The sequence below is a fragment of the Halomonas sp. ALS9 genome (assembly GCF_001651035.1).
Classification (GTDB): Bacteria; Pseudomonadota; Gammaproteobacteria; order Pseudomonadales; family Halomonadaceae; genus Vreelandella.
This window is the reverse complement of sequence record NZ_LXRG01000173.1, coordinates 125,329-150,033: the sequence shown is the minus strand read 5'-3', so window position 1 is coordinate 150,033 and position 24,705 is coordinate 125,329. Positions and strand designations below refer to the sequence as shown.

At 53.0% G+C, this 24,705-nt stretch carries 28 protein-coding genes and 1 pseudogene; 24 read left to right on the top strand and 5 right to left on the bottom strand.

Annotated elements, in window-relative coordinates:
* Positions 1 to 124 precede the first annotated feature (124 nt).
* The 4 genes from A6R74_RS12415 to A6R74_RS12400 all read left to right on the top strand — a co-directional run bounded on the left by A6R74_RS12415 (position 125) and on the right by A6R74_RS12400 (position 2,427).
* Complete coding sequence (locus tag A6R74_RS12415; RefSeq protein WP_064234782.1) at positions 125 to 745, top strand: LysE family translocator; 621 nt, start codon at positions 125 to 127, stop codon at positions 743 to 745.
* A 59-nt stretch (positions 746 to 804) separates the two neighbouring features.
* A complete protein-coding gene (locus A6R74_RS12410; protein WP_064234781.1) occupies positions 805 to 1,611 on the top strand; it encodes a carbon-nitrogen hydrolase family protein in 807 nt (268 codons plus the stop codon).
* 90 nt (positions 1,612 to 1,701) lie between these two features.
* A complete protein-coding gene (locus A6R74_RS12405) occupies positions 1,702 to 2,022 on the top strand; it encodes a hypothetical protein (RefSeq protein WP_064234780.1) in 321 nt (106 codons plus the stop codon).
* A 45-nt stretch (positions 2,023 to 2,067) separates the two neighbouring features.
* A complete protein-coding gene (locus A6R74_RS12400; protein ID WP_064234779.1) occupies positions 2,068 to 2,427 on the top strand; it encodes a VOC family protein in 360 nt (119 codons plus the stop codon).
* Positions 2,428 to 2,440: 13 nt separating this feature from the next.
* On the opposite strand, the gene A6R74_RS12395 is transcribed toward A6R74_RS12400, so the two are convergent.
* The 4 genes from A6R74_RS12395 to A6R74_RS12380 form a co-directional block, all read right to left on the bottom strand.
* Positions 2,441 to 3,055, bottom strand: a complete 615-nt coding sequence (locus tag A6R74_RS12395) for a LysE family translocator (protein WP_064234778.1) — start codon at positions 3,053 to 3,055, stop codon at positions 2,441 to 2,443.
* 49 nt (positions 3,056 to 3,104) lie between these two features.
* A complete protein-coding gene (locus A6R74_RS12390; protein ID WP_064234777.1) occupies positions 3,105 to 3,935 on the bottom strand; it encodes a helix-turn-helix transcriptional regulator in 831 nt (276 codons plus the stop codon).
* 249 nt (positions 3,936 to 4,184) lie between these two features.
* Positions 4,185 to 5,621 (bottom strand): alanine/glycine:cation symporter family protein, encoded by a 1,437-nt coding sequence (locus A6R74_RS12385; protein WP_064234776.1) that lies wholly within the window; start codon positions 5,619 to 5,621, stop codon positions 4,185 to 4,187.
* 274 nt (positions 5,622 to 5,895) lie between these two features.
* A complete protein-coding gene (locus A6R74_RS12380; RefSeq protein ID WP_240488227.1) occupies positions 5,896 to 6,951 on the bottom strand; it encodes an ABC transporter substrate-binding protein in 1,056 nt (351 codons plus the stop codon).
* A 284-nt stretch (positions 6,952 to 7,235) separates the two neighbouring features.
* On the opposite strand from A6R74_RS12380, the gene A6R74_RS12375 reads away from it, so the two are divergent.
* From A6R74_RS12375 to A6R74_RS12305, 16 genes and pseudogenes are all read left to right on the top strand, one after another.
* Complete coding sequence (locus A6R74_RS12375; RefSeq protein ID WP_082906668.1) at positions 7,236 to 7,877, top strand: AAA family ATPase; 642 nt, start codon at positions 7,236 to 7,238, stop codon at positions 7,875 to 7,877.
* An 87-nt stretch (positions 7,878 to 7,964) separates the two neighbouring features.
* Positions 7,965 to 8,435: a hypothetical protein gene (locus tag A6R74_RS12370; protein WP_064234775.1), complete on the top strand. Its 471-nt coding sequence runs from the start codon at positions 7,965 to 7,967 to the stop codon at positions 8,433 to 8,435.
* 56 nt (positions 8,436 to 8,491) lie between these two features.
* The gene (locus A6R74_RS12365) at positions 8,492 to 8,923 is read left to right on the top strand and encodes a GNAT family N-acetyltransferase (RefSeq protein WP_082906667.1); all 432 of its coding nucleotides are present in this window, start codon (positions 8,492 to 8,494) and stop codon (positions 8,921 to 8,923) included.
* A 228-nt stretch (positions 8,924 to 9,151) separates the two neighbouring features.
* Positions 9,152 to 10,828: a methyl-accepting chemotaxis protein gene (locus A6R74_RS12360; protein ID WP_064234773.1), complete on the top strand. Its 1,677-nt coding sequence runs from the start codon at positions 9,152 to 9,154 to the stop codon at positions 10,826 to 10,828.
* Positions 10,829 to 11,086: 258 nt separating this feature from the next.
* Entirely contained in the window at positions 11,087 to 12,565 is a 1,479-nt protein-coding gene (locus A6R74_RS12355) for an amino acid permease (protein WP_082906666.1), read from the top strand.
* On the top strand, positions 12,562 to 13,533 hold the full coding sequence (gene mmuM, locus A6R74_RS12350) for a homocysteine S-methyltransferase (RefSeq protein ID WP_240488226.1): 972 nt from the start codon (positions 12,562 to 12,564) through the stop codon (positions 13,531 to 13,533). The genes A6R74_RS12355 and mmuM overlap by 4 nt, the downstream gene beginning before the upstream one ends.
* Positions 13,534 to 13,678: 145 nt before the next feature.
* Positions 13,679 to 13,981, top strand: a pseudogene (locus A6R74_RS12345) (GNAT family N-acetyltransferase); the annotation flags it as partial.
* Between the two features lie 174 nt (positions 13,982 to 14,155).
* Positions 14,156 to 15,769, top strand: a complete 1,614-nt coding sequence (locus tag A6R74_RS12340; protein WP_064234772.1) for an ABC-F family ATP-binding cassette domain-containing protein — start codon at positions 14,156 to 14,158, stop codon at positions 15,767 to 15,769.
* Between the two features lies 1 nt (position 15,770).
* Positions 15,771 to 15,887: a type II toxin-antitoxin system RelE/ParE family toxin gene (locus tag A6R74_RS22345; RefSeq protein ID WP_082906664.1), complete on the top strand. Its 117-nt coding sequence runs from the start codon at positions 15,771 to 15,773 to the stop codon at positions 15,885 to 15,887.
* 23 nt (positions 15,888 to 15,910) lie between these two features.
* Positions 15,911 to 16,168, top strand: coding sequence for a HigA family addiction module antitoxin (locus A6R74_RS12335; protein WP_064234771.1), 258 nt, complete (start codon positions 15,911 to 15,913; stop codon positions 16,166 to 16,168).
* A 144-nt stretch (positions 16,169 to 16,312) separates the two neighbouring features.
* On the top strand, positions 16,313 to 17,251 hold the full coding sequence (locus A6R74_RS12330) for a LysR family transcriptional regulator (RefSeq protein WP_064234770.1): 939 nt from the start codon (positions 16,313 to 16,315) through the stop codon (positions 17,249 to 17,251).
* Between the two features lie 168 nt (positions 17,252 to 17,419).
* Positions 17,420 to 18,670: an MFS transporter gene (locus tag A6R74_RS12325; RefSeq protein ID WP_240488224.1), complete on the top strand. Its 1,251-nt coding sequence runs from the start codon at positions 17,420 to 17,422 to the stop codon at positions 18,668 to 18,670.
* Complete coding sequence (locus A6R74_RS12320; RefSeq protein ID WP_064234768.1) at positions 18,651 to 19,346, top strand: haloacid dehalogenase type II; 696 nt, start codon at positions 18,651 to 18,653, stop codon at positions 19,344 to 19,346. Before A6R74_RS12325 ends, A6R74_RS12320 begins: the two co-directional genes overlap by 20 nt.
* 138 nt (positions 19,347 to 19,484) lie before the next feature.
* Entirely contained in the window at positions 19,485 to 19,799 is a 315-nt protein-coding gene (locus A6R74_RS12315) for a transcriptional regulator (RefSeq protein ID WP_240488223.1), read from the top strand.
* Positions 19,792 to 20,079: a helix-turn-helix domain-containing protein gene (locus A6R74_RS12310; protein WP_064234767.1), complete on the top strand. Its 288-nt coding sequence runs from the start codon at positions 19,792 to 19,794 to the stop codon at positions 20,077 to 20,079. Before A6R74_RS12315 ends, A6R74_RS12310 begins: the two co-directional genes overlap by 8 nt.
* Positions 20,080 to 20,405: 326 nt before the next feature.
* A complete protein-coding gene (locus tag A6R74_RS12305) occupies positions 20,406 to 21,041 on the top strand; it encodes a LysE family translocator (protein WP_064234766.1) in 636 nt (211 codons plus the stop codon).
* Positions 21,042 to 21,072: 31 nt separating this feature from the next.
* Here the strand turns inward: A6R74_RS12305 and A6R74_RS12300 are convergent, their stop codons facing one another.
* Positions 21,073 to 21,963: a LysR family transcriptional regulator gene (locus A6R74_RS12300; RefSeq protein ID WP_064234765.1), complete on the bottom strand. Its 891-nt coding sequence runs from the start codon at positions 21,961 to 21,963 to the stop codon at positions 21,073 to 21,075.
* Between the two features lie 158 nt (positions 21,964 to 22,121).
* Between A6R74_RS12300 and A6R74_RS12295 the strand changes: the two genes are divergently transcribed.
* The 4 genes from A6R74_RS12295 to A6R74_RS12280 all read left to right on the top strand — a co-directional run bounded on the left by A6R74_RS12295 (position 22,122) and on the right by A6R74_RS12280 (position 24,623).
* Complete coding sequence (locus A6R74_RS12295; RefSeq protein WP_064234880.1) at positions 22,122 to 23,363, top strand: YbfB/YjiJ family MFS transporter; 1,242 nt, start codon at positions 22,122 to 22,124, stop codon at positions 23,361 to 23,363.
* Positions 23,363 to 23,962, top strand: a complete 600-nt coding sequence (locus A6R74_RS12290) for a glutathione S-transferase family protein (protein ID WP_064234764.1) — start codon at positions 23,363 to 23,365, stop codon at positions 23,960 to 23,962. The genes A6R74_RS12295 and A6R74_RS12290 overlap by 1 nt, the downstream gene beginning before the upstream one ends.
* Positions 23,963 to 24,095: 133 nt before the next feature.
* Complete coding sequence (locus A6R74_RS12285) at positions 24,096 to 24,353, top strand: DUF4160 domain-containing protein (protein WP_064234763.1); 258 nt, start codon at positions 24,096 to 24,098, stop codon at positions 24,351 to 24,353.
* A gap of 3 nt (positions 24,354 to 24,356) precedes the next feature.
* On the top strand, positions 24,357 to 24,623 hold the full coding sequence (locus A6R74_RS12280) for a DUF2442 domain-containing protein (protein ID WP_064234762.1): 267 nt from the start codon (positions 24,357 to 24,359) through the stop codon (positions 24,621 to 24,623).
* Positions 24,624 to 24,705 lie beyond the last annotated feature (82 nt).

Below are 24,705 nucleotides of genomic sequence, written 5' to 3'. Positions count from 1 at the left end.
GAGCAGGCCAGCAGCGCCTGCTCTTTTTTTAAGGTTGAGAAAAAACTTAATTAATGGCTAACCTAGGTAGATCGGGATTGAAATAACTGTGAATGCTTGTGCGAGCTTATAGGAATGCGCTGTTATGAACCTAACCACGCTGCTGCTATTTATACCTGCCTGCTTCGCCCTCAATATGGCGCCTGGCCCTAATAACCTGCTTTCATTAACCAATGCTAAACGCTATGGCATTCGAACAGCTTGTTTAGCGGGTATTGGGCGGCTAATAGCCTTCGTAGGCATGATTACGCTGGCAGCGACCGGCTTGGCGACATTGCTTTACACCTCTGAAAAAGTATTCCTAGTCATTAAGGTTATCGGTGGTCTCTACTTGTTATGGCTGGCATATCAATTGTGGGGGGCCGATACCTCTGAACAGGATGACGCTGGCGCTAAGCCCCAGAACCTTTTTGAGCTGGCGCGACAAGAGTTCCTACTTGCCGCAGGTAATCCCAAAGCCATTCTAATTTTTACCGCATTCCTGCCGCAGTTTGTGGAACCAAGCGGTAATGTAGGGCAGCAATTTTTAGTATTAGGTGTGCTGTTTTTGCTGTTGGAGTGGGTAGCAATTGCTGGGTATGCCTACGCAGGCAGCTTTTTAAGTCACTGGTTTTCACGCCCCTCCATGCGGCGTTTATTCAACCGTGTTTGCGCTGGTCTATTAGCCAGCGCAGGGGTAGGTCTAATGCTCGCTAAAAAAGAGTGAATGCGTTGTAAGAGTAATCGCGTAAATACTCAGGGCACATTTGCTTATATGAGGCTCGAATGAAAATAGACACCACCATCGCGCTCGCTCAGTTGCCCGTTGTAAAAGGCGCCGTGTCGGAGAACCTTGAAACGCACATTGCTTACATTGAGCACGCCGCTGCACTAGCCGCCGATGTGGTCGTTTTTCCTGAGCTTTCGCTAGCCGGCTACGAGCTTGAGCTGTTAGAACAGCTAGCGATGCCGAAAGATTCAGAGGTATTCAGCACGCTTTCCGATGCCGCAGCGGCGGGTAATATAGTCGTTATAGTGGGCTGCCCGCTCGTTAGCGAAGGCAGAAAACCGCAGATAGGAGCTGTTATCTGCTACCCCAACGGCGAGCGAGATTTTTATGCAAAGCAGTACTTGCACGAAGGAGAAGACGTTTACTGTTCGACAGGCAGCGAGAGTTATCTATTCACGGTTAATGGCATTCGAATCGCCTTGGCGATCTGCGCAGACTTTGCCAATCCTGCCCATGCAGAAATGGCTGCCGACCAGCTAGCGGACGTTTATATTGCCAGCGCGCTAATCTCTGAAACAGGGTATGAGGCCGATGCGAATCTACTCGCTTCAATGGCGAAGCACCATCAGTTCCCAGTGCTGCTTGCTAATCACATCTCCAGCACAGGCGGCTGGCAAACCTGCGGCAAAAGTGGCGGTTGGAGTGCAGATGGTGAGCTAACCATTGCTGCTAATGGTGCAAAGCCTAGCCTAGTGCTATGCAGCATCCATCAAAGAACGCTAAGTGGCAGGGTAGAGGATGTGGAGTCTCGCTTGTGTGCTCCCGTCGCCCCAGGCATTATCACGGCTCGTACTGTCGGCTGATCTTACCCATAGCATACGCTTAGGCGCGCGATACAAGCATATTTACTGCAGGCAGCAACCATCCAATATTTTATAAAACAGAGAGAAACAATGGGAAAGCTCTTTTCACTAATCGTACTGGTAGCGCTTGGCTATGCAGGAATCTACTTCTATTATGGCGTTGTCGTTGAACGGGAAGTTCAGCAGCAGTTGGATGACCGTGGCCTCTCTGCAGTCAGCGTGGATAACATTGAGTATGAGCTACTGGCTCCCGTCAGCACTTCTGCAGAAATAGCGGTAACGGTCACTTATCGCGGCTCTCAGGCGACGCTGGATTTGATAGTGCAGGGCCACCCCCTTTTCTCTGACGAAGTAAGTGTCGAATTCGATGGTCTGCAAGCACTACGTTTAGGCATCGGCTTCGGCCAATAGATAACGCATCTGTCGTCTGAAGAAAAACAACTAAGGAGCCTGGCGATGAACCAGCATGAAAAGCTCAACTACGTCGAATTCGCCGCGAAAGATTTAGCCGCAACAAAGGCTTTTTTCTCGGCGGCGTTTGGTTGGGAGTTTGTCGATTACGGCCCGGAATACACCGCGTTTTCAAATCAGGGGTTGGATGGAGGCTTCTACCAAGCGGATACCTGTAACCAAACCTCAAAAGGCGGTGCACTGCTGGTTTTCTATAGTGCTGACATTGGCGCAACGCTCAACAAGGTTGAAAAGAGCGGCGGCGAGGTCATTCGGCCCATTTTCGAGTTTCCTGGTGGCTGCCGTTTTCATTTTCAGGAGCCCAGTGGCAACGAGTTTGCGGTTTGGTCGGAGTTACGACCCTAATCAAGCAACCAGGTTAGGTAGCCATAGAAGTGAGCGGCACCCACACATGCTCATAGCCAATCGAAAGTGCCACGGCGACCAGCAACCCGGCCATTACCCAATTGAAGCGCTTAACGATGTTGGCGTTTTCAATACGCTGGCCTACCAAGCTGCCGATCAGGATATAACTGCCGGGCGCGCCAGCGGCCAACACCGCCAGTCCTAATGCCCAAACCACTAAGCTAACTCCCTCAATACCCGCCGCAGGAAATTGCAGTGTGGTAATCGGCAGTGTAGCGACAATGGCCTTGGGATTAAGCAACTGCATGACCAGCCCATCACGATAATTGACTAGTCGTGGGGCATTATCTGGCGTGCTTATATCAAGACTGGATCGGGCAATTTTGCTCGCGAGATAAACAATATAGCCACAGCCCAAGGCGCTCACCACGATCATTGCGTCATCATTGATCCATGCAGTTCCTACCCAGCCCAATAACAATAAGTAGATCAGCATCGAAGTACCCACTCCCAGGCAAAAGCCTAACGACTTTTGGGCCTGGCCATTAATGCCAACGTTCAAACCAAGCAGATTCACAGGCCCAGGCGAATACATGGCGCCTAGGGCATAGGCGACGATTGCTAACATGGTGAAACCTCTATTTTGACTGTTCTTGAGTTAGGAGGGGGGGGGGCACCTAGCGCGCGATATCGCGCTGGTACTGATGGGGCGTCATGCCGTAAATGCGCTTAAAGCGGCGATTGAAATGGCTAAGATCGGCAAACCCATAGCGCAAAGCGACTTCCGTCAGTGAAGCGCCTAGGTCCAGCGCCGCACGGGCCGCATTGATTCGGCAATTAATCACATACTGATGCGGCGTAATGCCGTAATGCTGACGAAACAGGCGTAAGAAGTGGTACTTGGAGATATGCGCAGCTTGGCTGATATCATCAAGGGAGATATCCGAATCCAGGTGGGCGTGGATATACTCTTTCGCCAAGCCCAGCAGCGAATCGGGCCGAGTGGAAATCAGGTTGGGTTGAGAAACCCCACCGAGTTGCACAGTGCGCTCGATCACCTGATAAAGCGCGTTCTCCTGATCGATACAGCTACCAGAGTGAGAAGTAACTAAGCGCGCCAGTTCCAAAATGGCATTGCGTAGATGAACGTCCTGAATAAGGGTGTTATTTGAGCGAAAGTCAGCCGTGTTCTCGTGCCCCAGGGCATCAGCAAACAGGGCATTAACCTGCTCGGGATGCGCATATACCATCAGGTAATCCAGTGAGCGCTCTCCGCCCGGTTGGCCGTCGTGAACCTCTTCTGGGTTGAACAGGATTACGTTGCCTGGTGGGCTGCGGTGAAACTGCCCCCCGCTGAAGAAATCTTGACGCCCCGCCAGCGTGACGCCGAAGGCATACTCCTCGTGGGCGTGGCGGTCGTAGCTGAAGTCCTCAATAGCGGCATGAAGCACCGTTAACGTGGGCACATGCTGGCTCTTGATGAATTGAAACCGGCTTGCGTTACTCATGCCGCCTCTCCTGATTAGTCACACCGCCTAGCTTATGCCAGCCCCGCCTGTTTATGCTTGTACATAATTGCTAATCGGCAGTGGGGTATGCATGGAGTTTTGGTGAAGAGAGAGAGCGGCGACGTTGAGCCATGAGATAGAAACATCCCCGAGCACTGATGTGAACGGGGATGCCGATCAAACATTTAACGTGGGCCTGATGCGTTAGTGAACAGTGTCTAGCAACATAGGTTTGATAGGTTAAATAGGTTAGCGTTGCTCATCGCTATATTCTGACCAGGCCGTGTGATCGATATCCAGGTCATTGAATTTATTGGAATCAAACACCGGGCGTTTAATACCTTGAGCAAGCTGCTCGCGAAAATCCTTCAGCAGGCGTAGGCACGTGGGTAGCAGCATCATAATGGCCACCAGGTTAACTAAGGCCAGTAGCCCCATCATCGGGTCTGAGAAGAAGAACACCGATGTTGCCCCTGGCGCAATGGCGCCCAGAAAAACGATGCCGATAATCACCACGCGCAGCACTTGAATGGCCATCGGGTTTTCGGTCATCACGGCCACGGCATTTTCGCCAAGGTAGTAGTTATAGATGATCGAGCTGAACGAAAACAGCAGCACCATCAAAGACAGCAGATACTGCGTCCAATCACCCAGATGATAGGCCAATGACTGTTGTGTTAGCACAACACCGTCGATATCGCTGGCGCCAGGGATATAAACACCTCCCAGCAGAATCACAAACGCCGTGCATGAGCAGATAAGCATGGTATCGATAAAGACTGAGAACGATTGCGTGATTCCTTGGCTAATGGGGTGACGCACATCAGCGGCAGCGGCAACGTTTGGCGCTGACCCCAGGCCGGCTTCGTTAGAAAACAGCCCGCGCCGAATACCCTGCGCAATCGCAGCCCCCATACCACCGCCTACCGCTTCCTCGAAACCAAACGCATTAGCAACAATAGTGGCAATGACGCCGGGAATTTCAGTGATGTTCATCACAATGATGATCAGTGCCATCAGGATGTAACCCATTGCCATAATCGGCACCACCGCTTCGGAAACCTTGGCAATGCGTCGAATGCCACCAAACACGATCAAGCCTGTTGCACCGGCCAGCAGCGTACCGGTGACATAGCGGCTGACGCCCAGGCTGCTCTCGATTGACCCCGCCACGGTATTGCCCTGAAAAGCATTAAAACCAAGGCCAAAAGCAGCCAGCAAACACACTGCATAAAAGACCGCGAGCCATTTGTACTCAGCACCTAAGCCGTAAATAATCGAATTGGCGGGGCCGCCTCTGAAGGTGCCATCGGCCTGGCGGCGTTTAAAAAGCTGCGCGAGTGAAGATTCCACCAAGCTTGTGGCCATGCCCACCAAGGCAATCGCCCACATCCAGAACACCGCCCCTGGGCCACCGAGGGTAATCGCCACAGCAACCCCCGCAATATTGCCGCCGCCCACACGCCCACCCACAGAGAGCATCAAGGCAGCGCGGGCGCTCACACTATTTGGGTCAGACGACTCACTTTTAGCTGACAGAACGCGGAACATACGCGTGAAGAACCTAAATTGAACAAATCCGGTCATTAAGGTAATGAACAGCCCAAAGACGACCAGCAGGGGTATCAGTGCCCATCCCCAGGTTAGGTCTTCCAGTACACCAAAGAAATTTTCGATAAAAGCCATAGTCTCTTACTCCGCCTAGTTAGGTGAGATATTGGTGAGGTTCGGCGTCAATTCTGAAAATCATCGCGTATTTTTTTATATGACTAATTCGAGTGACTAGATTGAGCATATGGACATTTTTGCGAGGAAAGCAAAATTTTTTAGGTTGAACAGCTACATGAGGCGAAGACGATTTTAGGCATATTTCCAAATCCATGATCATCGGTGGTATACAGCCGCCTATTTCCTGATCAGTTCAGTGCCTGGCTGGCAAGGACATACCGCAACGACACTTTTATCGCTGCATGAACTCCAGCCAACGGCGCTCCGCTTCCTCTCCTGCAGAGGAGGCCCACCATTCGTACGACATCAACACCTGACGCTCGGCATTTTCGGGAAAGCTTGGTAGCTCCTTGGCACGCTCATCGGGAATTTTGCCCGTATCGAAGGCAGCCGGGTTGCCGGGGCCGTAATCGATATGTAGCGGCAGATTGGCTTGGTACTCGGGGGCAATCGCCGCGTTGATAAACTCGACGGCCGTTTCCTGATTGATCGCACCTTCAATAATGCACAGGTGCGTGTTTTGCAGCACACCATCGTTATAGGTGAACGCCGCGCTGGCGCCTTCATTAATGATCGCGCTGACGCGACCATTCCACATCATCAGCATGTCGACCTCGCCGTCGTAGAGCAGCTGCGCTGACTGCCCACCAGACGTCCACCAGGTGGTGATGTGCGGTTTGATCTCCTCAAGCTTGGCGAAGGCACGGTCAACGTCCAGCGGGTAAAGCTCTTCTCGCGGCACCCCATCGGCCATTAGGGCGGCTTCAAGCGTCCCTAGTGAATGGTTACGTAGGGCACGGTTGCCGGGGAACTCCTCGACATTCCAGAAATCCTCCCAGCTTTGGGGCGGATTACCATCGAAGGCCTCGGGGTCGTAGGCCAGTACGCTGGAATAGAACTCATAGGCCACGGAGTAGGGCGTCTTGTATTCATCGGGCATTGAGTCGGCGTTGGGGATCTGGCTGAAGTCGAGTTCCGCGATCAGCCCCTGGTTGCCGCCCCGCACGCAGTTCAATGGTGGGGTGTCGACCACGTCCCATACCGCCTGGCCGGTGGTGCCTTGCACTTTAATCATCGGCCAGGCGTTGGGGGCGCTCTCTTGATTAATGGTGATGCCGAGCGCCTCGGCAACTGGGTCGAGTATGGCGACCGTCTGTGCTTCCTGGTACGCCCCTCCCTGGGATACGAAGGTAATTTGGTCGTCTGCCAAACTATCATCAGCACTGACGCTACCTACCAAAACTACTGAGAAAACAAACAAGTATTTCATGCGGCCAGTATCTTTCATCTTGTTATCTCCACCAGTTGGCTTCTTCAGTTATCAGGGCCTTGGCCGTATAGGTGCAATGTAGATTGCCGCAGCGGATGAAGCGATCACTTTCAAGAACATAGTCGTCAGTTAACGCTTCCGCACACCCACCGCAATTGCCACCAAGTGGCTATGCCATCTAATTCACTCACGCAAAAAGCCGCTAAGCGATGCAGCCAAGCAGCATCCAGAGTTGAAGCTTGATTTTCTTTTAGCGAGAAGATTCAGATGCTTAAGAGCTAAAAGGGCAGTTGATATATGGCATGCCTACAAGAGCTTTAGAGATAATTGATAGCCGTGAAAGTAAGATTATTCACTCGCTTCATCAATCCAATCTTGAAGAGCGTAAAATCCATATAAAATGGCTGACACGCACGCTGCGTTTAACAGAAAGGAGAAGGGCGTTGAATCACTACGGAACACTCCTGTTTTTCTGCGGAAAGATGGGGGCCGGGAAAAGCACCCTATCAGTAAAAATCGCTCAAGAGCGAGGAGCTGTACTTATTTCAGAAGATGCATGGTTAGAGGCCCTTTACCCTGGAGAAATCGAGAATTTTAACGACTACCTCAACTACTCTTCGCGCCTTAAGCCAATACTAAGAGAGCACGTTAAGCAGGTTCTTATGACAGGGGCATCTGTTGTCTTAGACATGCCCGGCAATACCCGAAAACAGCGAGACTGGTTCAAGGGGATATACACAGAAGACGAAATACCTCACGAGCTCTATTACCTGACGATTGGTGACGCAGGCTGCTTAAAGCAACTGAAAGAAAGACAGAAGCAGCAACCTGGGCGGGCACATTTCGATACCGAAGAGGTGTTTAAAATGGTGACTAGCTATTTTGAACCACCCTCAGACTCTGAGGGGTTTAACGTAGTGATTGTCGAGCCTGAAATTACATAAAAGCACTAACAGATACTTTTTCATAATCAGCTGGTGCCTCTCAAATAACGATAGGGGGCGATTTGATCGGCAGACGTGGGAGGATTTGTGCATCAGTTAGCAGCCAAATGGATAGTAGAAGTACTGAGAGATAGCAATATCCCTTTTCAAATCTGCGGAGGACTCGCCGCAAAGGGGTATGGCGCTGAGCGTGAACTGAACGATATTGATCTGTTTGTCCCTGGCGAGCATTTTCCAAAAGTGGTGCAGGCGGGCCAGTCGTTTATATCCAAGCCCGCCAAGCACTACTGCGAGGAGGGCTGGGATTTAACCTACGTCCAGTTCAAGTATGAAGGCATCAAGGTGGAGGTTGGCAACGCTGATGGTGCGCAAATATTTGATGTAGCCAGCCAAGCCTGGGTGCCGCTGAAGATAGCGTTTGACCGCTATGTAACAGTCACTTTGCTGGGTCTGGCGCTTCCTGTGATGTTGAAGGAAGACTTGATCCGCTATAAGACTGTGCTCTCACGGCCGGTCGATATCGACGATATTCGCGCTATGCGTGAACGTTCAGGATAATAGTCCGCCTTAGATACTCCGGTTTAACCTAACGCCCACCCAGTGAGAACCACCTGATGCACTACCGCACCATGACTATCAAAGACTATGAAGCTGCCATTGCCTTGTGGGGCGAAAGTGAAGGCGTGCGGCTGCGCGATGCCGATTCACGAGAAGGCATCGAGAAATACCTACTGCGCAACCCCGGTCTGAGCTTTGTGGCAGAAGCAGAAGGCAAGCTGGTGGGAACGATCATGGCGGGCCACGACGGCAAACGCGGTTATGTGCAGCATTTGTCGGTGGCGGACTCCCATCGTCGAATGGGCATAGCAACAGAGTTGGTAAACCTATGCCTGGAAGCGCTGAAAAGTGAAGATATTCTGAAATCACACCTGATGATTCTTCCCGAGAACAAAGCCGCTCAGAAGTTCTGGGCAAGCCAGGGTTGGGCCTACCGATCTGATATTCTGCTCTATTCGTTTGTGAACGGGGATAATCATAACGTTTAGTAGCGAGTGCCTGTTATTGGCCTCTGTCTTACGCATGCCGAACCCAGCCATGGTCCCGTAAAACATTGGCCATTTTTCCTCGAACACATTCAACTTTTTTATGTAAAAGCCGATATTACAAAATAGTTGGTAGCAAGACGTGCTCTCCCTGAGCACATATCGCTACAGAGAGTGCGTCCTTCTACCCTAGCTCGTGCAGCGTTCGGCGGGCTTCTTGAGACTATTCCTATGCTACTTCTGAATCGAAGCGTTAAATTGCGGCTTGCCGTGAGTTTGAGCGTTTGCATCTTGATGTTGATTGTCGTCGGTACGCTCGGTCTGTATAGCCTCAGCAAAACCAACGTTGCCCTCAATACTACCTATGAGGGCAACGTGCTCAAATTGGGGGATCTTCTTAAGATCAACCAGGCGGTGCTCGGCAACCGGGTGAAAGTGACGGCTGAACAGCGTGATCGGAATCCGGCATCTGCGATTACGACTAAGCAGGAAGTCGCTGAGAACGATGCCATTATCGACGCTGCCTGGGGAAATTACTTTCCAGCCCGTGTTTCTAATGATCAAGAACGCGCCATCGCCAATGAATTTATTACTGCGTTGGCCAGTCTTCGCGACGGTATCGACCAGATTAACACGGCAATGATCGACAATGATTTTGAAGCCGCTCGGGAGATAGCCACTACCACGCTGAGGGCTGAGTATCCCAAGGTACTGACGGCGATCCAACAGCTAATTGACCTTAATAGCACCCAAGCTGCCGCCGCTAACCAGCAGTCTTCGAGCGACTATGTGTGGACGCGTAACGTTGTTATCGGCGTGATGGCGGCGGCCGTCATCTTCGGTATTCTGCTTGCGATATGGTTGATTCGAGGCATCATGACGCCGCTGGGTAAGGCGCAAGAACTCGCCAACGCCATGGCGGAAGGAAGGCTGGATAACCACATCGACGTTAGCGCTAAAGATGAGTTTGGTGTGATGCTCCGAGCGTTAAAGAGTATGGAGACCAAGTTCTCGCAGGTAGTGATGTCCGTCCGCAGTAATGCAGAGTCCGTGAACGTTGCCGCCGATGAAATCGTGCTAGGGACTGACGACCTAAGTCGTCGGACGCAAGAACAAGCCGCTAACATCGAGCAAACTGCCGCATCGATGGATGAAATTACTTCGACAGTGCGTCAGAACGCAGACAATGCCGCCGAAGCCGACAAGCTAGTACATGGCGTTAGCCAACAAGCCAACGCCGGGGGAGAGATCGCCGGGCAAGCCGTTAAGGCGATGGAAGACATCAACATCTCAAGCCGAAAGATTGCCGGTATCGTAGGGTTGATCGATCAGATCGCCTTCCAGACTAATTTGCTGGCGCTGAATGCATCGGTAGAAGCCGCTCGGGCGGGCGCGCAAGGCCGGGGCTTTGCCGTGGTGGCCAATGAAGTGCGCAACCTGGCTGGGCGCAGTGCTGATGCTGCCAAAGACATCAAAAAGCTTGTGGAAGAAAGTATCAGCCAAGTTGACACCGGTTCAAGCCTGGTCAACAAAGCGGGTAAGTCGCTTGAAGAGATCGTCAATGGCGTTCAGCGCGTCACCGTGTTGATGGCTGAAATCGCCACCGCGAGCCGCGAGCAGTCTCAGGGTATCGAACAAGTTAACACCGCCGTCTCGCAAATGGACAGTGTCACCCAGCAGAATGCGAGCCTGGTAGATGAGTCCAGCGCTGCAGGCCGTACACTGCAGGTTCAAGCCGCAGCCTTGTTGCAGGAAGTGTCGTTCTTTAAGGGAACCACTACGGGCCCTAGCCAGCGTTCACTGCCCGCTACGCAGCAGCCAAGCAACAGCCTGCCAAAGGCCACTAAACGCCCACCCTCTCATGTGATTGGTGGCAAGCCAGACACCGAAGAATGGGCGTCGTTCTAAACGCCTGACGCAATCACAAAGCGCCCGGACAGGGCGCTTTTTTTTGCCATGTTAAGCGGGTCAATGCTGAAAGGGCGGGCAAAAAAACAGGCCGGAGCCCGCGCTTATCACCCAAAACAGGTTTTTATATTCAAAATAAGAATATGCAATCATTCTTTTATGCTTTTTAGAAAGTTAAGAATGCCCTAAAATAGCGCCCTTTCTGAGTTAGGCTGCTGGGCGCTTGCTGCCTCGTTAGGCCAACGATAGGGATGCACCATGAGTAAGCAAGCAAGGGATCAAGATCTTTATCAAGGCAGTGACCAAGTCCAATATCAAGAACGTGCGCACTTCAAGCGCAGTATGCAGACGCGCCATTTGGTGATGCTTTCGTTGGGTGGGGTAATTGGTACCGGGTTGTTTTTGAGTTCCGGTTATACAGTGCAGCAGGCTGGGCCTATCGGCGCTGTTTTGGCCTACCTGGTAGGCGGCATCGTCGCTTGGCTGGTGATGATGTGCCTGGGTGAGCTGGCCGTGCATATGCCGGAGTCGGGGGCTTTCAGTGCCCATGCCAGCCGTTATATCGGTCCCGGCACCGGTTACATGGTGGCCTGGATGTACTGGCTTACCTGGACGGTAGCGTTAGGCTCAGAGTTCACCGCCGCGGCGGTGTTTATGGGCCGCTGGTTTCCCAATATCCCCGGCTGGTACTGGAGTGGGCTGTTTGCGGCAATCGTCTTTGGCGTCAATGCGTTTACCACACGCTTCTTTGCCGAGTCTGAATTCTGGCTTTCATTGATCAAGGTGATCGCGGTGGTGGTGTTTGTGCTGGTGGGCGCGGTGGCGATTATTGGCTGGGTGCCGCTGCATGACGCCGCTGGTGCGCAGGTTGCCTCACCAGGCCTTTCGGCGCTGTGGGGAGAAGGCGCCATGCCGCCCAGCCTGCTGGCCATTGGCACTACCTTACTGGCGGTCATGTTTGCCTTTTCTGGCACCGAGCTGATTGGGATTGCCGCTGGGGAAACCGTCGATCCGGGCCGCAATGTGCCCAAAGCCATTCGCGCGACACTGTGGCGGTTGATCCTGTTTTTTGTCGGCACCATCGTCGTGATTGCGGCGCTGTTACCTCAGGATCAGGCCGGGCTCAGTCAAAGCCCCTTTGTGGCCGTATTCCAGCGCCTTGGCGTACCGGGTGCCGCCGATATTATGAACTTTGTGATCATCACCGCGTTGCTCTCAGCAGCGAATTCTGGACTTTATGCTTCTTCGCGCATGCTGTGGACGCTCTCTGATCAGGGCACTTTGCCGAAGTCATTGAGCCGACTCAACAAGCGCGGTATCCCGATGAATGCCGTATTACTGAGCATGGTGGGTGGCCTAGGCGCGCTGTTTTCCAGCGTTTATGCGCCTGAAACCGTCTATCTGGTATTGGTCTCGATTTCCGGTTTAGCCGTGGTGGTGGTCTGGATGGCGATTGCGCTCAGCCAGTTCAACTTCCGGCGCCATTACCTGCGAGGAGGAGGGCAACTGAAGGACCTGGTCTATCGTACGCCGTTCTACCCCTGGGTACCGCTCACTGCATTTGCAGCCTGCTTGGCGGCGTGCATTGGCATCGCCTTTGACCCGCAGCAACGTGTCGCGCTCTATTTCGGTGTGCCTTTTATTGGCCTGTGCTACTTGGTGCACTTTGTGCGCCACCGTGCGGCCTCCCAGCGTCCTGAATATTCGCCCAACTCCGTCGAGGAAAAGACCGTATGAGTGCCCCTATGAATGAGTTGAATCCGATCAAAGCTCTCTTGGCGCAAGTGCCCTTTATGGTCATCGACGGTGCCTTGGCCACCGAGCTTGAAGCGCTGGGCTGCGACCTCAATGACAACCTCTGGTCGGCGCGCCTGCTGGCCCAGGCACCGGAGAAGATCCGTCAGGTTCACCAGGCCTACTTTGCGGCCGGAGCCGACTGCGCGATTACCGCCAGCTACCAAGCCACGGTGCCAGGGTTTATGCAGGCAGGGCTGACGGCAGAAGAGGCGCGGGCGTTAATTCAGCTATCGGTCACGCTGGCCCGGCAGGCGCGGGAAGCGGTGTGGCAACCCGGTCAAACCGACCGGCCCAAGCCATTGATAGCCGCATCCGTCGGCCCGTATGGCGCCTACCTAGCAGACGGCAGTGAATACCGCGGCGGCTATGGCTTGGATCGTGCCGGGCTGGTGGCGTTTCACCGCGAGCGGTTTGAGCTGCTGCTGGCCGCAGGTGCTGATCTATTGGCCGTCGAAACGTTACCTTCCCTTGAAGAGGCGCTGGCGATCACCGATCTGCTGGCCGAGCACCCAGGTGCCCAGGCCTGGATCACTTTCTCAGCAAAGGATGGCCAACATATTAGCGATGGAACGCCTATCGCAGAATGTGCCGCCGCTCTGGCCAACTGCCCAGGTGTGGCGGCGATTGGTGTGAACTGCACGGCGCTTGCTTACATCGAATCATTGATTCAGGAAATCCGCCGTGAGTGTGATCTGCCGATAGTGGTGTATCCCAATTCAGGGGAAGTCTACGATCCAGTGACCAAAACCTGGCACTCCGCTACATGCGACCATACCGTTACCGGCCCTTCGGGCTTGGAGCAAGGGGTTGAGCAGTGGCTGGCAGCAGGTGCATCAGGCATTGGCGGCTGCTGCCGAACATCACCAAGCGACATTCAATCGCTGGCGGAGTGGCGGCGTTCTCGCTAGCCGAGGGCAGCAAGAATCTCTATGAAACGCTAAAGTGATCGCCGTATTCGCTGCCTATGTGCCAAGGTGGGGCGCCCTATCCAAAACATCAAAGTGATCCTGCCCAGTAACGGTCGGCACTAGAGATTTACTCAACACTAGCGCCGGCCTGAGCTTTGTGGCAAAAGTAGAAGGCAAGCTTGAGGGAACAATTATGGCGGGCCACGATGGCAAGCGTGGTTATGTTCAGCGCTTGTCGGTGGTGGACTCGCATCGTCGAAGGGGCATAGCAACAGAGCAGGTAAACCTTTGTCTAGAAGCCCTTAAAAACGATGGAATACTAAAATCGCACCTGATGATTCTTCCCCAGAACAAAGCCGCCCAGAAGTTCTGGGCAAGCCAGGGTTGGGCGTACCGATCTGACGTTTTGCTCTACTCGTTTGTTAGCGGGGATAATTTAAATATTTAGGCCAGGACGGTCATGTTCTTGCCGACCCCCTATTGTTATTTGTACTATTGAAGTCCTTTTCACGCTAAGTAAAGGTAGTTGTCCAATGAGCCATTGATGCCCGCCGTTGCAATAACGGCCAGTCTCCATTAGCCCCTGACCCAGGGGGAGTACTTGGCATCTATGGAATCACCTATGACCACTACCCATCTCACCTTAAAGGGTGTCTCCTACGTTTTGCCGGATGGCAGGACGCTCTTTACCGATCTTTATGAACAGTTCGACACACGCCCCACGGGGCTGGTGGGCCGCAATGGGGTCGGCAAAACAGTCTTAGCCCAAATTCTCGCGGGCTTGTTGCAACCTGCCAGCGGCCACTGTCAGCGCCCCGACAACGTGCATTACCTTGCCCAGCAAGTTGCCCAACTAAAGGAGGCGTCTGTTGCTGATCTCGCGAATGTGCGAGCAACATTGGATGCGCTGGCGCGAATTGAAACTGGCAGCACGGCACCAGAGGATTTTGAGGCAGTCGATGATCGTTGGGATTTGCCCCAGCGGTTTCGCCATGAGCTTGATCGCAATGGCTTGGGCTATCTTGAAGCCACTACCCCGGCCAGCACACTGAGCGGTGGGGAAGCCATGCGGATTGCCCTAATGGGCGCCATGCTCTCGGATGCCAATTTCCTGATTCTTGATGAGCCAAGCAACCATCTCGACCGACCCAACCGTCAAGCACTTATTGAACAGCTGCAGCGCTGGCCGCGTGGACTGATCGTGGTCAGCCATGACCGCCAACTGCTAGAGTCCATGGAGCGCATTGTGGAGCTTTCACCCTCAGGGCTACACAGTTACGGTGGCAACTACACCTTCTATGCCGAAGCGAAAGCTCACGAGCAGCAAACTGCGATTGACCAACTCAATCAACATAAGCTGGAGCGCCAACGCCAGGAACGGGCAATGCGCAAGCAGCGTGAACGACAGGAGAAACGGCAAGCCCGCGGTAACCGACAGGGCAAGGAAGCCAATCAGGCCAAGTCAATACTGGATGGCCAGAAAGAGCGAAGCGAAAACTCCACCGGCGCGCTGCGCCAAAAGCAGGCGGCCAGCCGTGAACAACTTAACCAGCGCGTGCGGGAAGCCGCAAAGCAGGTTGAAGACGCAGCGCACATCACCCTGCATGAAATACCCGTTAATCAAGTCGCCAAGCGCTGTTTGGCAGAATTGGAAAGGGTAGAGCTACCGTTTGTTAAGGGTGCCACTCGTCGCATTAGCCTAATGCTGAGAGGGCCGCAGCGCATCGGTATCATCGGCCCCAACGGCTGTGGTAAATCTACGCTGCTTCGCGTGCTAGCGGGCCAGATGGAGCCATTAGCCGGAACCTGCAAGGTGACCCCAGAAAGTGCTTATCTCGACCAGCGATTGGAAAATCTTGAGCCCGAAAAGAGCGTGCTCGAACAGCTGCAACTGGCTAACCGTTCAATGACAGAAGGTGAGCTGCGCATGCTACTGGCCCAACTAGGCCTGGACACGCATAAGATCACCACGCCCAGCGGCCGACTAAGTGGAGGTGAACGCCTAAAAGGAGCACTGGCCTGCATCCTCTACGCCGAATCGCGCCCGCAATTGCTGCTGCTCGACGAGCCCAATAATCACCTCGACCTGCCATCCGCACAAGCACTGGAAGCCCTGCTGCGCAGTTACCAGGGTGCGTTAGTGGTGGTATCCCACGACGACGCCTTTCTGAAAAATCTAGCGCTAACAGACCGCCTGCTGGCAACCGAGCAGGGTTGGCTTCTGGAGCCGGTTTGAAGTGATATCAGGCGATAGATCCGGGCAACACAGTATCAGAATCAATGGGCAGTACCGCCTTTGTTTTAAGTGGACTGAGGCTGGGCCTGATGAGGTCGAATTAGTCGATTATCACTAACAGGAGGCTAAAAGGAGAAAACTATGATTCGTGTCCCCACACATCGCGAACCGACACACCCCGGCGAAATGTTACTGGAAGAGTTTTTGCAGCCCATGGACATTACCCAGCGTGAGTTGGCCGCTGCTATCCACGTTCCTTACCAACGGATCAATGAACTGGTGAATAAAAAGCGGGGTGTTACGCCCAGCACGGCACTAAGGCTGGCACGATTTTTTGGTGTTTCAGCAGATTTTTGGCTGAATTTACAAATGCGCTGGGATCTCTTCAAAGCAGAGTAGCTAGAGCATGAGGATCTCTCTAGTATCCAACACTGGCAGAAGATGGCGTAGTCCTAAGCATCATGGCAGGGGAAGCCGTGATGGCTCCCATTGCAACAGCTATCTCAGCTATATGATGAACACTTACCTGCTGAAAGGCCGCCAATGACTGATTTAATAATCTTGAGAGATTTTCTGGTTCTTTGCGAGACCAAAAGTTTCAGTCGTACGGCGGAGCACCGGCATGTGTCGGTGTCAGGGTTGAGTCGCCGTATTCAAGGGCTTGAGGAGTGGGCAGGCACCGCGCTGTTTGAGCGGCGTAAAGGGATGTTAGTGCTGACGGAGGCAGGACACAGACTGCAAACGGTAGCCTCGCAAGCACTTAGCTCTTTAGATTGCTTTCGTCGCTCCGTTGCTGACGATATTAATGACCAAAAACAGCGGATACGTTTTTGCTCACCACACATTATGGCGACGATGTTCTTTCCCCAGTGGCTACCGCGCTTACAAGAGCAGTTCACACAGGCTAAATTTAGCATCGACTCGAATACCTTGCCGGAATGCCTGACCGCGCTCAACCAGGGAGAAACCGACTTCGTAACGGCGCTATTCGATTGTGAACACCTTATTGCAAGGCGCTTGGGGGTAGTGAGTGATAGCTACGCTTCTATTGAGCTGGATACCGAGTATCTCATCCCTGTTAGCGCGCCCAATGTTGCCGGTCAGCCACTGTTTAATTTACATGTGACAGACGGCTCTTCACTCTCATTTCTGAATTACCCACAACAGTGCCACTTGGAGTGGTCGCTGACTGCCATGCTCGCGCAGCAAGACTTAAATCTGCAGCAACATCATGATGCTGGACTCGCTGACAACTTGCGCCATATGACGTTATCAAAACTGGGTGTTGCATGGCTTCCCTATTCGCTAGTGCGAGAAGATCTCAGTGCTAAGCGGCTAGTTCGAGCCGGAAGTACAGCCTTTGATGTGCCATTAAACATTACCCTGCTGCGACGAACAGCGCCCTTAACCGCTGAAGCCCAGCGACTATGGGATGGCCTCCTGGAAATGAAGGATTTGAGAGCTTTTTCTAACGTTGTTTGATTGGTACGTTGAGAGCACGTTGCAGCGTTGGCAGTGTTTTCGCCTCTTTTTAGCCTGTCGTGCAACCCAGATCGGAATACACACTGTGCTTGCTGATTTGGCAACAAGCGTTGCGAAATCGTCGTGGCTTAACGCCCATAAATGGCTAATGCTAGGGAAAGGCTCAATGTGCTGAGAACCCCTATGACGACGATGCTGCCGATGGCTTCTGTTCAACACTACCGCTGGATCATTTTGCTGATAGCCACTCTTGCTCAGGCAGCGGCGTGTTTCTTCGTTCAGGGTATCGGTGCCATTAGCGTCTATATACAGGCCGATATGGGGCTCTCCGCATTTCAGATTGGGGCGCTGGTCTCGGCGGCTCAGTTGGTGCCTTTGATCGGGCTGTTGGTTGCCGGGGAATTGCTGGACAGATTTAGTGAGCGCTTAGTGGTGGGGGTAGGCACTCTAGTAGTAGGCATCGCGCTGTGCGCTGCCATACTGGCTGAAAGCTACTGGGCCATGCTGCTGTTTTTGGTTATCGTCGGGGCAGGCTACAGTACCGCCCAGCCCGGCGGTAGCAAATCGGTAGCGGCATGGTTTGATAAATCTCAGCGCGGTTTTGCCATGGGCATTCGTCAGGCGGGCTTGCCCCTGGGCGGTGCGCTGGCGGCGATCGTATTGCCAACCGTCGCTATCACTTGGGGGTGGCGTGCCTCTTTTCTGGTGGGTGGACTGATTGCGATCTTTGGCGCGTTGGTTTTTATGCTTTTTTATCGTGCACCTGCAGGCGTGGCACCGGTCGCAAGAGCCTCTGAAGGCAGCCTAACAAACGTAGTCTTGTCGCGGCTGGCGATGATTCGCGAACCGGCCATGAAACAGATTATGGCGTCCGGTATTAGTTTGATCTCGGTTCAGTACGGTATGTTGATTTTTACCGTGCTTTATCTGCACAGCCGCTTACAGATGGAAGTGCTGCAGGCCGCGACGTTGTTATTTGTGGCTCAGGGGGCCGGGGTTGCCGGGCGTATTTTGCTGGCGGCCTGGAGCGATCGCTGTCGCACGCGCTATTTTCCGGTAATGGTGTGCATGGTGGCGGTGATCGTTGGATTGCTGGTACTGGTTTGGCTACCGCTCAGTTCAATGTTCATGCTGGGTTGCTTGATGGCCTGGCTGGGTTTTTTTGGTTTCGGTTGGTACGGCCCTTGGGTGGCTTATGTAGCAGAGTCGGCACCCGCCAATAAAACCGGCTTTGTGCTGGGGCTAGCCATGGCGATTAACCAACTGGCGATTGTATCGGTACCGCCACTGCTAGGGTGGATGCTGGATGTAACGGGCAGCTTTATACTTGGCTGGAGCCTGCTGATCGCCATGACACTATTGGGACTATTAATGACCATCCAACGGCAAGGAGACGTTAATGAAAGCCATCGTGTTTGATGTATTCGGCACTATTGTTGATTGGCGTTCCAGTTTGATTAATCAATTCAGGGCATTAGAGAAGGAGTTGGGGATTGAGCTACCCGGTGAAGCGCTGACGGATCAATGGCGTCAGCATTATGCGTCTTCGATGGATCGGGTGCGTAAAGGTGAAATTCCATGGACGGGGTTGGACGATCTGCATCGAGAAAGCCTAGTCAAACTACTCAAGCAACATGGGATTACGCTAGACGAGGCGACCATTGATCGCGTCAATCACTTTTGGCATCAGTTAGACCCATGGCCGGATGTTCAGCGTGGCCTTCAGCAATTGAAGGAGCACTACATCATCGCCACCCTGACGAATGGCAATTTGTCGTTAATGGTGGACGTTGCCCGTTATGCCAAACTGCCATGGGACATGGTGTTTTGCGCCGAATTATTCCAACACTATAAGCCTGATCCTGAGGTATATTTAGGCGCTTGCCGCCTGCTGCGCCTGCCGCCTGAAGAGGTGATGCTATGCGCAGCGCACAATTACGACCTGGGGGCTGCCCGTGCATTGGGAATGAAAACGGCGTTTATACCCCGCCGTACAGAATATGGCCCGGAGCAGCGCAAGGATTTAGCAGCAGAGCAAGCCTGGGATGTGGTGGCTGAGGATCTCGTTGCGTTGAGTAAGAGTCTAATAGAGTGAGCCAATATCCAAAGACCTCAATGTTGTACTAGTACACGCTACGTTATTTGCAGAGCGGATTCGAGCCCAAGGTGGTTAACGAAGGGGGTGAAGTTGCGATCTAGCCTTGTTTTCTATACGGCAAGGCCGTATATTTAGATGATGTTATTCATCGAAACTTCTACGTTCACCAAGCTGCTACCAAGCTACCTCACGGATGAGGAGTACCGTGGGCTGCAAACGTATTTGTTGCAGAAACCGGATGCAGGCGACCTCATCAAAGGCTCCGGTGGTGTTCGTAAAGTTCGCTGGTCATCAACAGGTTCGGGAAAGAGCGGCGGTATCAGAGCTGTCTATTATTGGAAGAAATCTGACCACGAGATATGGATGCTCACGCTGTACAGTAAAACGGAGCGCGCCAGTATTCCTGGGCACATGCTCAAGCAGATAGCGGAGGCAATCAAAAATGGTTGATAGAAACCTTGGAGTAGAGATTCTCGACGGGATTAATGAGATTAAACAGTTCAAGAAAGGCAGAGTTGCGCTGCGAACTAATGAGTTAGCAGCGCCTTCACCCCCCAAAATGATTCGGTTGAAACTGAAGCTCTCTCAATCAGCTTTTGCGGGGCTGCTGGGGGTAAGCATACGTACGCTTCAGGACTGGGAACAAGGTCGAAGAGAGCCACAGGGCCCGGCGGTTGCTCTTTTGCGTATTGCTGAGCAACGCCCGGAAATCTTTGATCAACTTCACTGATCAGCCAGCTACCCACTTACGGCGCAGTGAGCTGAAGCTCACTCAGGCAGTCAACTGGTTGACCACATGATCGCTAGGCCCGCTAAGCTTTGTGTCGCGAAAAGCAATGTGACGGCAAAAGCGTTTTATCATCGATATGGCTTCAGTATGGTTGGGGAGTTTGAGGGCTGGTACAACGGTAAGCCGGTGTTAGCCAATAGAATGGTGCATAAAGAGAATGAAGGTTAATAATCAGCGCTTGAGTCCTTTCATAACAGGATCGTCCATTTCAATGTTGTGCTATAACAAGCCATTAAGAACCAAGCATTAGCTTCCTAGGAGATAGCATGGTACCTATCGAAACCTGGCTGACGTATACCGTCGCATGCATTTTAATCATTCTTGTGCCGGGGCCTGATAATATTCTTGCCGTTAGTCGGGGGCTTAGTCAGGGACGTCTAGCGGCATCTATCTCTAGTGCCGGGGCTGGTCTTGGCCTGATGGTGCATGTTCTAGTCGCTTTTCTGGGATTGACGGTTCTCATTCAAACATCGGCAGTAGCGTTTAGTGTGGTTAAATTCGCTGGGGCTGGGTATTTGGTTTGGCTAGGGATCAAAACCTTGCGCTCAAGAGAGTTGATTGTTTTCTCGTCTCAGAGCCACTTGTCCCATCGGGCTGTGTTTCTCACCGGCTTTTTAACCAATGTACTTAATCCCAAGCCAGCGCTGTTTATTTTGGCCTTTGTTCCTCAGTTTGTATCTCCCCTGCATGGAACAGTCGAGCTACAAACGCTCTTGCTAGGTACATGGTTTGCGTTGCTGGCATTCGCGGTTTTTACAGTGTTAGGTACCTTTTCATCCTTATTTGCGAGATGGCTAGAAGGCCATCCGCGCACTATTTTTGGGTTGAATATTGGTGCTGGCATTACGTTTATCGCCGCGGGTTTATCTGTCTTGTTGCTTGGTAGGGCGGAGAGAAGCTGATAAAGCCTCAGAGGTCAGCCAGCTACCCCATTCAAGATGCAGTCAGCTGAGGCTCATCCACCACCGCTTCGCGCAAGGTTTCAGCGAAACTTGCCAGGGCGGGTGTCCAGGTTTCTGGTTCGAAGGCGGCAAAGTAGGTATCGATATTGGCGATGGACGAGGGCAGTTCCAGGGTGTGAATCCCGAATCGGTATTGGTGAGCCTCGACTGTCCCACGGGGCAGCACCGTGTAACCCATTCCAGCCGCGACACAGCCTAGCATCGCGTCCAGTGAACCAAACTCGAATATCCGTCCGGCATTCACGCCGTGGGAGGCCAGCAATAGCTCGATACGTTGGCGGTAGCTACACCCTTGGCGAAACGCCAGGAAGGCCGATGTCAGCAGCTTTTGTGAAGAGGGCATCGTCGACATTGGCGTTGAACCCACCAGCACAAGCTGCTCGCTGAAAGCCTTAAGCAAGTGATAGCGGCTATGCTCAAGCCGCCCGGCCACAAAGACACAGTCCACCTGCCCGTCTAGCAACAACTCGACCAGTTCCGCCGTTGGCCCGGTTTTGATCTGGATATCAACGTCAGGCTGCGCGGCGTGGTACGCCGCCAGTATCGGCGGAAGGCGTATAGCTGTGGTGGTTTCCATGGCGCCAATACGTAGTCGGCCACACGCCTTCTCCTGGCCCTTGAAGAGCGATACCGCTTCATCGTGGGCCGTCAACATGCGTTCAGTGTACTCCACCAATGCCAAACCAGCGCTCGTAGGGCGAACGCGGCCCGCACGCTGAATCAGCTGTACGTCTAGCTCATCCTCAAGTTTCTTGATATGGGCCGTCACGTTGGATTGCACCGTGTGCAGCTGATTTGCCGCCGCCACGAAACTGCCCGTTTTGGCCACCGCCATAAATAGCCGCAGTGATTTAAGTTGCATACCCCATCTCCCCGTCGTTAATCGTCAGGCTATCTCAAAACAAGATAGTAGTGATCATAACTAATCGTTTCTAGAAATAGTTCCTCGCGCGTAGTCTGGCTGTGTACCAACGCGCTGCCCACCTTGCCCGAATGGCGGCACGAAAAGGACACAATATGATGAATCGAACACTCACTGCCCAAGACCTACCCGCCCTAATAACCGGCATAATGGCAACCTTGGCGGGCATTGGCATTGCGCGCTTCGCCTACACGCCGCTACTGCCTGCGATTATTCAGGAAGGCTGGTTCACCGCCAGCCAAGGTGCTTATCTCGGGGCCGCTAACCTGCTGGGCTACTTTATCGGCGCGCTCTCCGCCCACGCCTTGAGTGAGCGCTTTTCTCCTAGGCTGGTAATCGGCACAAGTTTCGCGGCTATCGCCCTCAGCTTTATGCTTTGCGCTGGCGCGGGCAATTTTGCTTGGTTCTTCTGCTGGCGATTGGTCTCCGGTATTGCTGGGGCCGTTTTAATGGTGGTTGGCCCCTCGCTGGCGTTGGCGGCCACTCCGCCTGAAAGGCGAGCTAGCGTTGGTGCCATGGTGTTTACTGGTATTGGCTTGGGCGCGCTGCTTTCAGCTTTCATCGTGCCTGTGCTTCTTGAGTTAAGCCTAACGGTAACCTGGGGCACGCTGGGGTTGCTTTGCATCGCGGCGGGTCTTTTAGGCGACTGGGGTGTTAACCATTTACATGTAGCCCCACCTTTGGCAACTAGCCCAACGGTCAATAGTCAGAAGGAAGTTGCGGGAGTAAAGCTAGTGGTGCTGCTGGTCATAGGCGCTTATGCCCTGGACGCGGTTGGGTTTGTGCCCCATACCGTGTTCTGGGTGGACTATCTCGCCAGGGAAAACGCCCTGGGTAATCACGCAGCTTCCTTGCAGTGGGGCATCTTCGGGTTAGGCGCCGTATGTGGGCCGCTAATGGTGGGTGCCTTGGCGCATCGAGTGGGTTGGCATCGTGGCTTGGCGATCGCCTTTGTGGCGAAGGCTGCCACTGTATCGCTGCCGGTATTTTCGCTAGCGCTCCTTAGTCAATCGATATCCTCTTTCATGGTGGGAGCAATGATCCCCGGCATTGTCGCGTTGACCTCTGGCCGTCTTGCCGAATTAGTAGGCCCTACCGCACACAAAAAGCTCTGGGGGCAGGCAACCGCTGCTTTTGCTGCTGCCCAGGCGCTGGCGGGATATGCCATGTCTGCGCTTTATGGTGCCTGGGGCACCTACGCGCCGCTATTTGCCATCAGCGGCTTTATGCTAGCGGTAGGCTTTTTATTGGTGCTGCTAAGCCGTGGCGTACAGCAGCGCCACGGGCACCTTTCTACTCAGCAATCGACAAAACAAACTTCACACCACGGGAGGCAATAATGGAACTCTACCTGAACGGCACATCACCCTATGCGCGCCTGGCGCGAATCGTTTTAGTGGAAAAAGGCTTAGCGGAAAGTGTCACGCTAAAGTGGTGCGACCCCTGGGCAGACGATGCCGATCTATTGAAAGCCAACCCTGCCGGGCGTATTCCAGCGCTGATAACGGAGGAGGGCACCACACTAAGCGAGTCACTGCTGATTGCCGTTTACCTGGATGGCGTAAGCCCTAACAAGCTGGTGATTCCTCAAGACCGTTTGGCTGAGGTGCTGCATCTGGCGGGGTTGGGCCAAAACCTGATGGATGCCGCGTTCAATACCGTGATTGCCCGAAAGCATTACGGCAACGAGATTGATGATAGCGTGTTGGGAGAGCGGCGTTCTCGGGCTATTCAACGAATCTTAAAACAGCTGGACAGTGAGCTTAAAAAACCATTTTCTTCGTCAGTTCATCTCGGTGAAATCGCCACCGCAGTGGCGCTGGATTATCTCGCCTTCAGGCTGCCAGAGGTGAACTGGCAAGAAGAGTACCCACAGCTTCAGGTTTGGCACGCTGGGATGGTCTCAATAAAGAGCTTTCAGGAGACGGCATTCTGTTAGCGGAAGTGACGTTATCCATTAATCGCAATACTCCTGCGGAACGTTATCATGATGGCCACTATTAACAACCATTGTCATGTTGGAGTTCGATCGTAATATCATGTGGTGCTGATTTTCATTGAGAGCATTGACCATGCCAGTTATTAGTAGATTTTATGGAATTTTGATTGCTATGTATTTCAACGATCATAATCCACCGCATTTTCACGCTAAATATTCCGGTTATGAGGCACTATTTGCGTTCGATGGAACCATACTGGAAGGCGAACTGCCGAAGAGGGCGACGATCTTTGTTAAAGAGTGGATTTCGCTGCATGAAGTTGAGCTTGAAGAAAACTGGCGTCGAGCTAGAGCAGGAGAGCCTCTCAATGACATTGCACCGCTGGAGTAAATCATGTTGCATATCAAATCTGCTGAATATGTGGTTGATTACAAAATCTGGGTGGCGTTTGATGACGGGACGTCAGGTGAAGTGGATCTTGATGGCGTGTTGAGCGGCCCGGTATTTGAACCGCTAAAAGATATAGCCGTTTTTCGAAAAGTATCAGTCGATCCTGAGCTTGAAACGGTTGTCTGGCCAAATGGTGCGGATTTAGCACCAGAGTTTCTCAAGGGGCTGCATAACGAACAAATGCAGCAGGTGCCCAAAATGCACGGCTGATTTTGGGCACCGTGGGCATCGTGACGTAACTCAAGGCGATGAGGTAAAGACATTGTCGCTAGCTCGTGCGGGTATCTGCCTG

Coding starts and splice junctions, on each gene's coding strand:
- A6R74_RS12415 (WP_064234782.1), top strand. CDS start 125: ATGAACCTAACCACGCTGCTGCTATTTATACCTGCCTGCTTCGCCCTC.
- A6R74_RS12335 (WP_064234771.1), top strand. CDS start 15,911: ATGATTCGTGTCCCCACACATCGCGAACCGACACACCCCGGCGAAATG.
- A6R74_RS12290 (WP_064234764.1), top strand. CDS start 23,363: ATGGAACTCTACCTGAACGGCACATCACCCTATGCGCGCCTGGCGCGA.
- A6R74_RS12300 (WP_064234765.1), bottom strand. CDS start 21,963: ATGCAACTTAAATCACTGCGGCTATTTATGGCGGTGGCCAAAACGGGC.
- A6R74_RS12315 (WP_240488223.1), top strand. CDS start 19,485: ATGATGTTATTCATCGAAACTTCTACGTTCACCAAGCTGCTACCAAGC.
- A6R74_RS12360 (WP_064234773.1), top strand. CDS start 9,152: ATGCTACTTCTGAATCGAAGCGTTAAATTGCGGCTTGCCGTGAGTTTG.
- A6R74_RS12295 (WP_064234880.1), top strand. CDS start 22,122: ATGAATCGAACACTCACTGCCCAAGACCTACCCGCCCTAATAACCGGC.
- A6R74_RS12395 (WP_064234778.1), bottom strand. CDS start 3,055: ATGTTAGCAATCGTCGCCTATGCCCTAGGCGCCATGTATTCGCCTGGG.
- A6R74_RS12405 (WP_064234780.1), top strand. CDS start 1,702: ATGGGAAAGCTCTTTTCACTAATCGTACTGGTAGCGCTTGGCTATGCA.
- A6R74_RS12310 (WP_064234767.1), top strand. CDS start 19,792: ATGGTTGATAGAAACCTTGGAGTAGAGATTCTCGACGGGATTAATGAG.
- A6R74_RS12400 (WP_064234779.1), top strand. CDS start 2,068: ATGAACCAGCATGAAAAGCTCAACTACGTCGAATTCGCCGCGAAAGAT.
- A6R74_RS12285 (WP_064234763.1), top strand. CDS start 24,096: ATGCCAGTTATTAGTAGATTTTATGGAATTTTGATTGCTATGTATTTC.
- A6R74_RS12340 (WP_064234772.1), top strand. CDS start 14,156: ATGACCACTACCCATCTCACCTTAAAGGGTGTCTCCTACGTTTTGCCG.
- A6R74_RS12355 (WP_082906666.1), top strand. CDS start 11,087: ATGAGTAAGCAAGCAAGGGATCAAGATCTTTATCAAGGCAGTGACCAA.
- A6R74_RS12390 (WP_064234777.1), bottom strand. CDS start 3,935: ATGAGTAACGCAAGCCGGTTTCAATTCATCAAGAGCCAGCATGTGCCC.
- mmuM (WP_240488226.1), top strand. CDS start 12,562: ATGAGTGCCCCTATGAATGAGTTGAATCCGATCAAAGCTCTCTTGGCG.
- A6R74_RS12280 (WP_064234762.1), top strand. CDS start 24,357: ATGTTGCATATCAAATCTGCTGAATATGTGGTTGATTACAAAATCTGG.
- A6R74_RS12385 (WP_064234776.1), bottom strand. CDS start 5,621: ATGGCTTTTATCGAAAATTTCTTTGGTGTACTGGAAGACCTAACCTGG.
- A6R74_RS12305 (WP_064234766.1), top strand. CDS start 20,406: ATGGTACCTATCGAAACCTGGCTGACGTATACCGTCGCATGCATTTTA.
- A6R74_RS12365 (WP_082906667.1), top strand. CDS start 8,492: ATGCACTACCGCACCATGACTATCAAAGACTATGAAGCTGCCATTGCC.
- A6R74_RS12330 (WP_064234770.1), top strand. CDS start 16,313: ATGACTGATTTAATAATCTTGAGAGATTTTCTGGTTCTTTGCGAGACC.
- A6R74_RS12410 (WP_064234781.1), top strand. CDS start 805: ATGAAAATAGACACCACCATCGCGCTCGCTCAGTTGCCCGTTGTAAAA.
- A6R74_RS12320 (WP_064234768.1), top strand. CDS start 18,651: ATGAAAGCCATCGTGTTTGATGTATTCGGCACTATTGTTGATTGGCGT.
- A6R74_RS12380 (WP_240488227.1), bottom strand. CDS start 6,951: ATGAAAGATACTGGCCGCATGAAATACTTGTTTGTTTTCTCAGTAGTT.
- A6R74_RS12375 (WP_082906668.1), top strand. CDS start 7,236: ATGCCTACAAGAGCTTTAGAGATAATTGATAGCCGTGAAAGTAAGATT.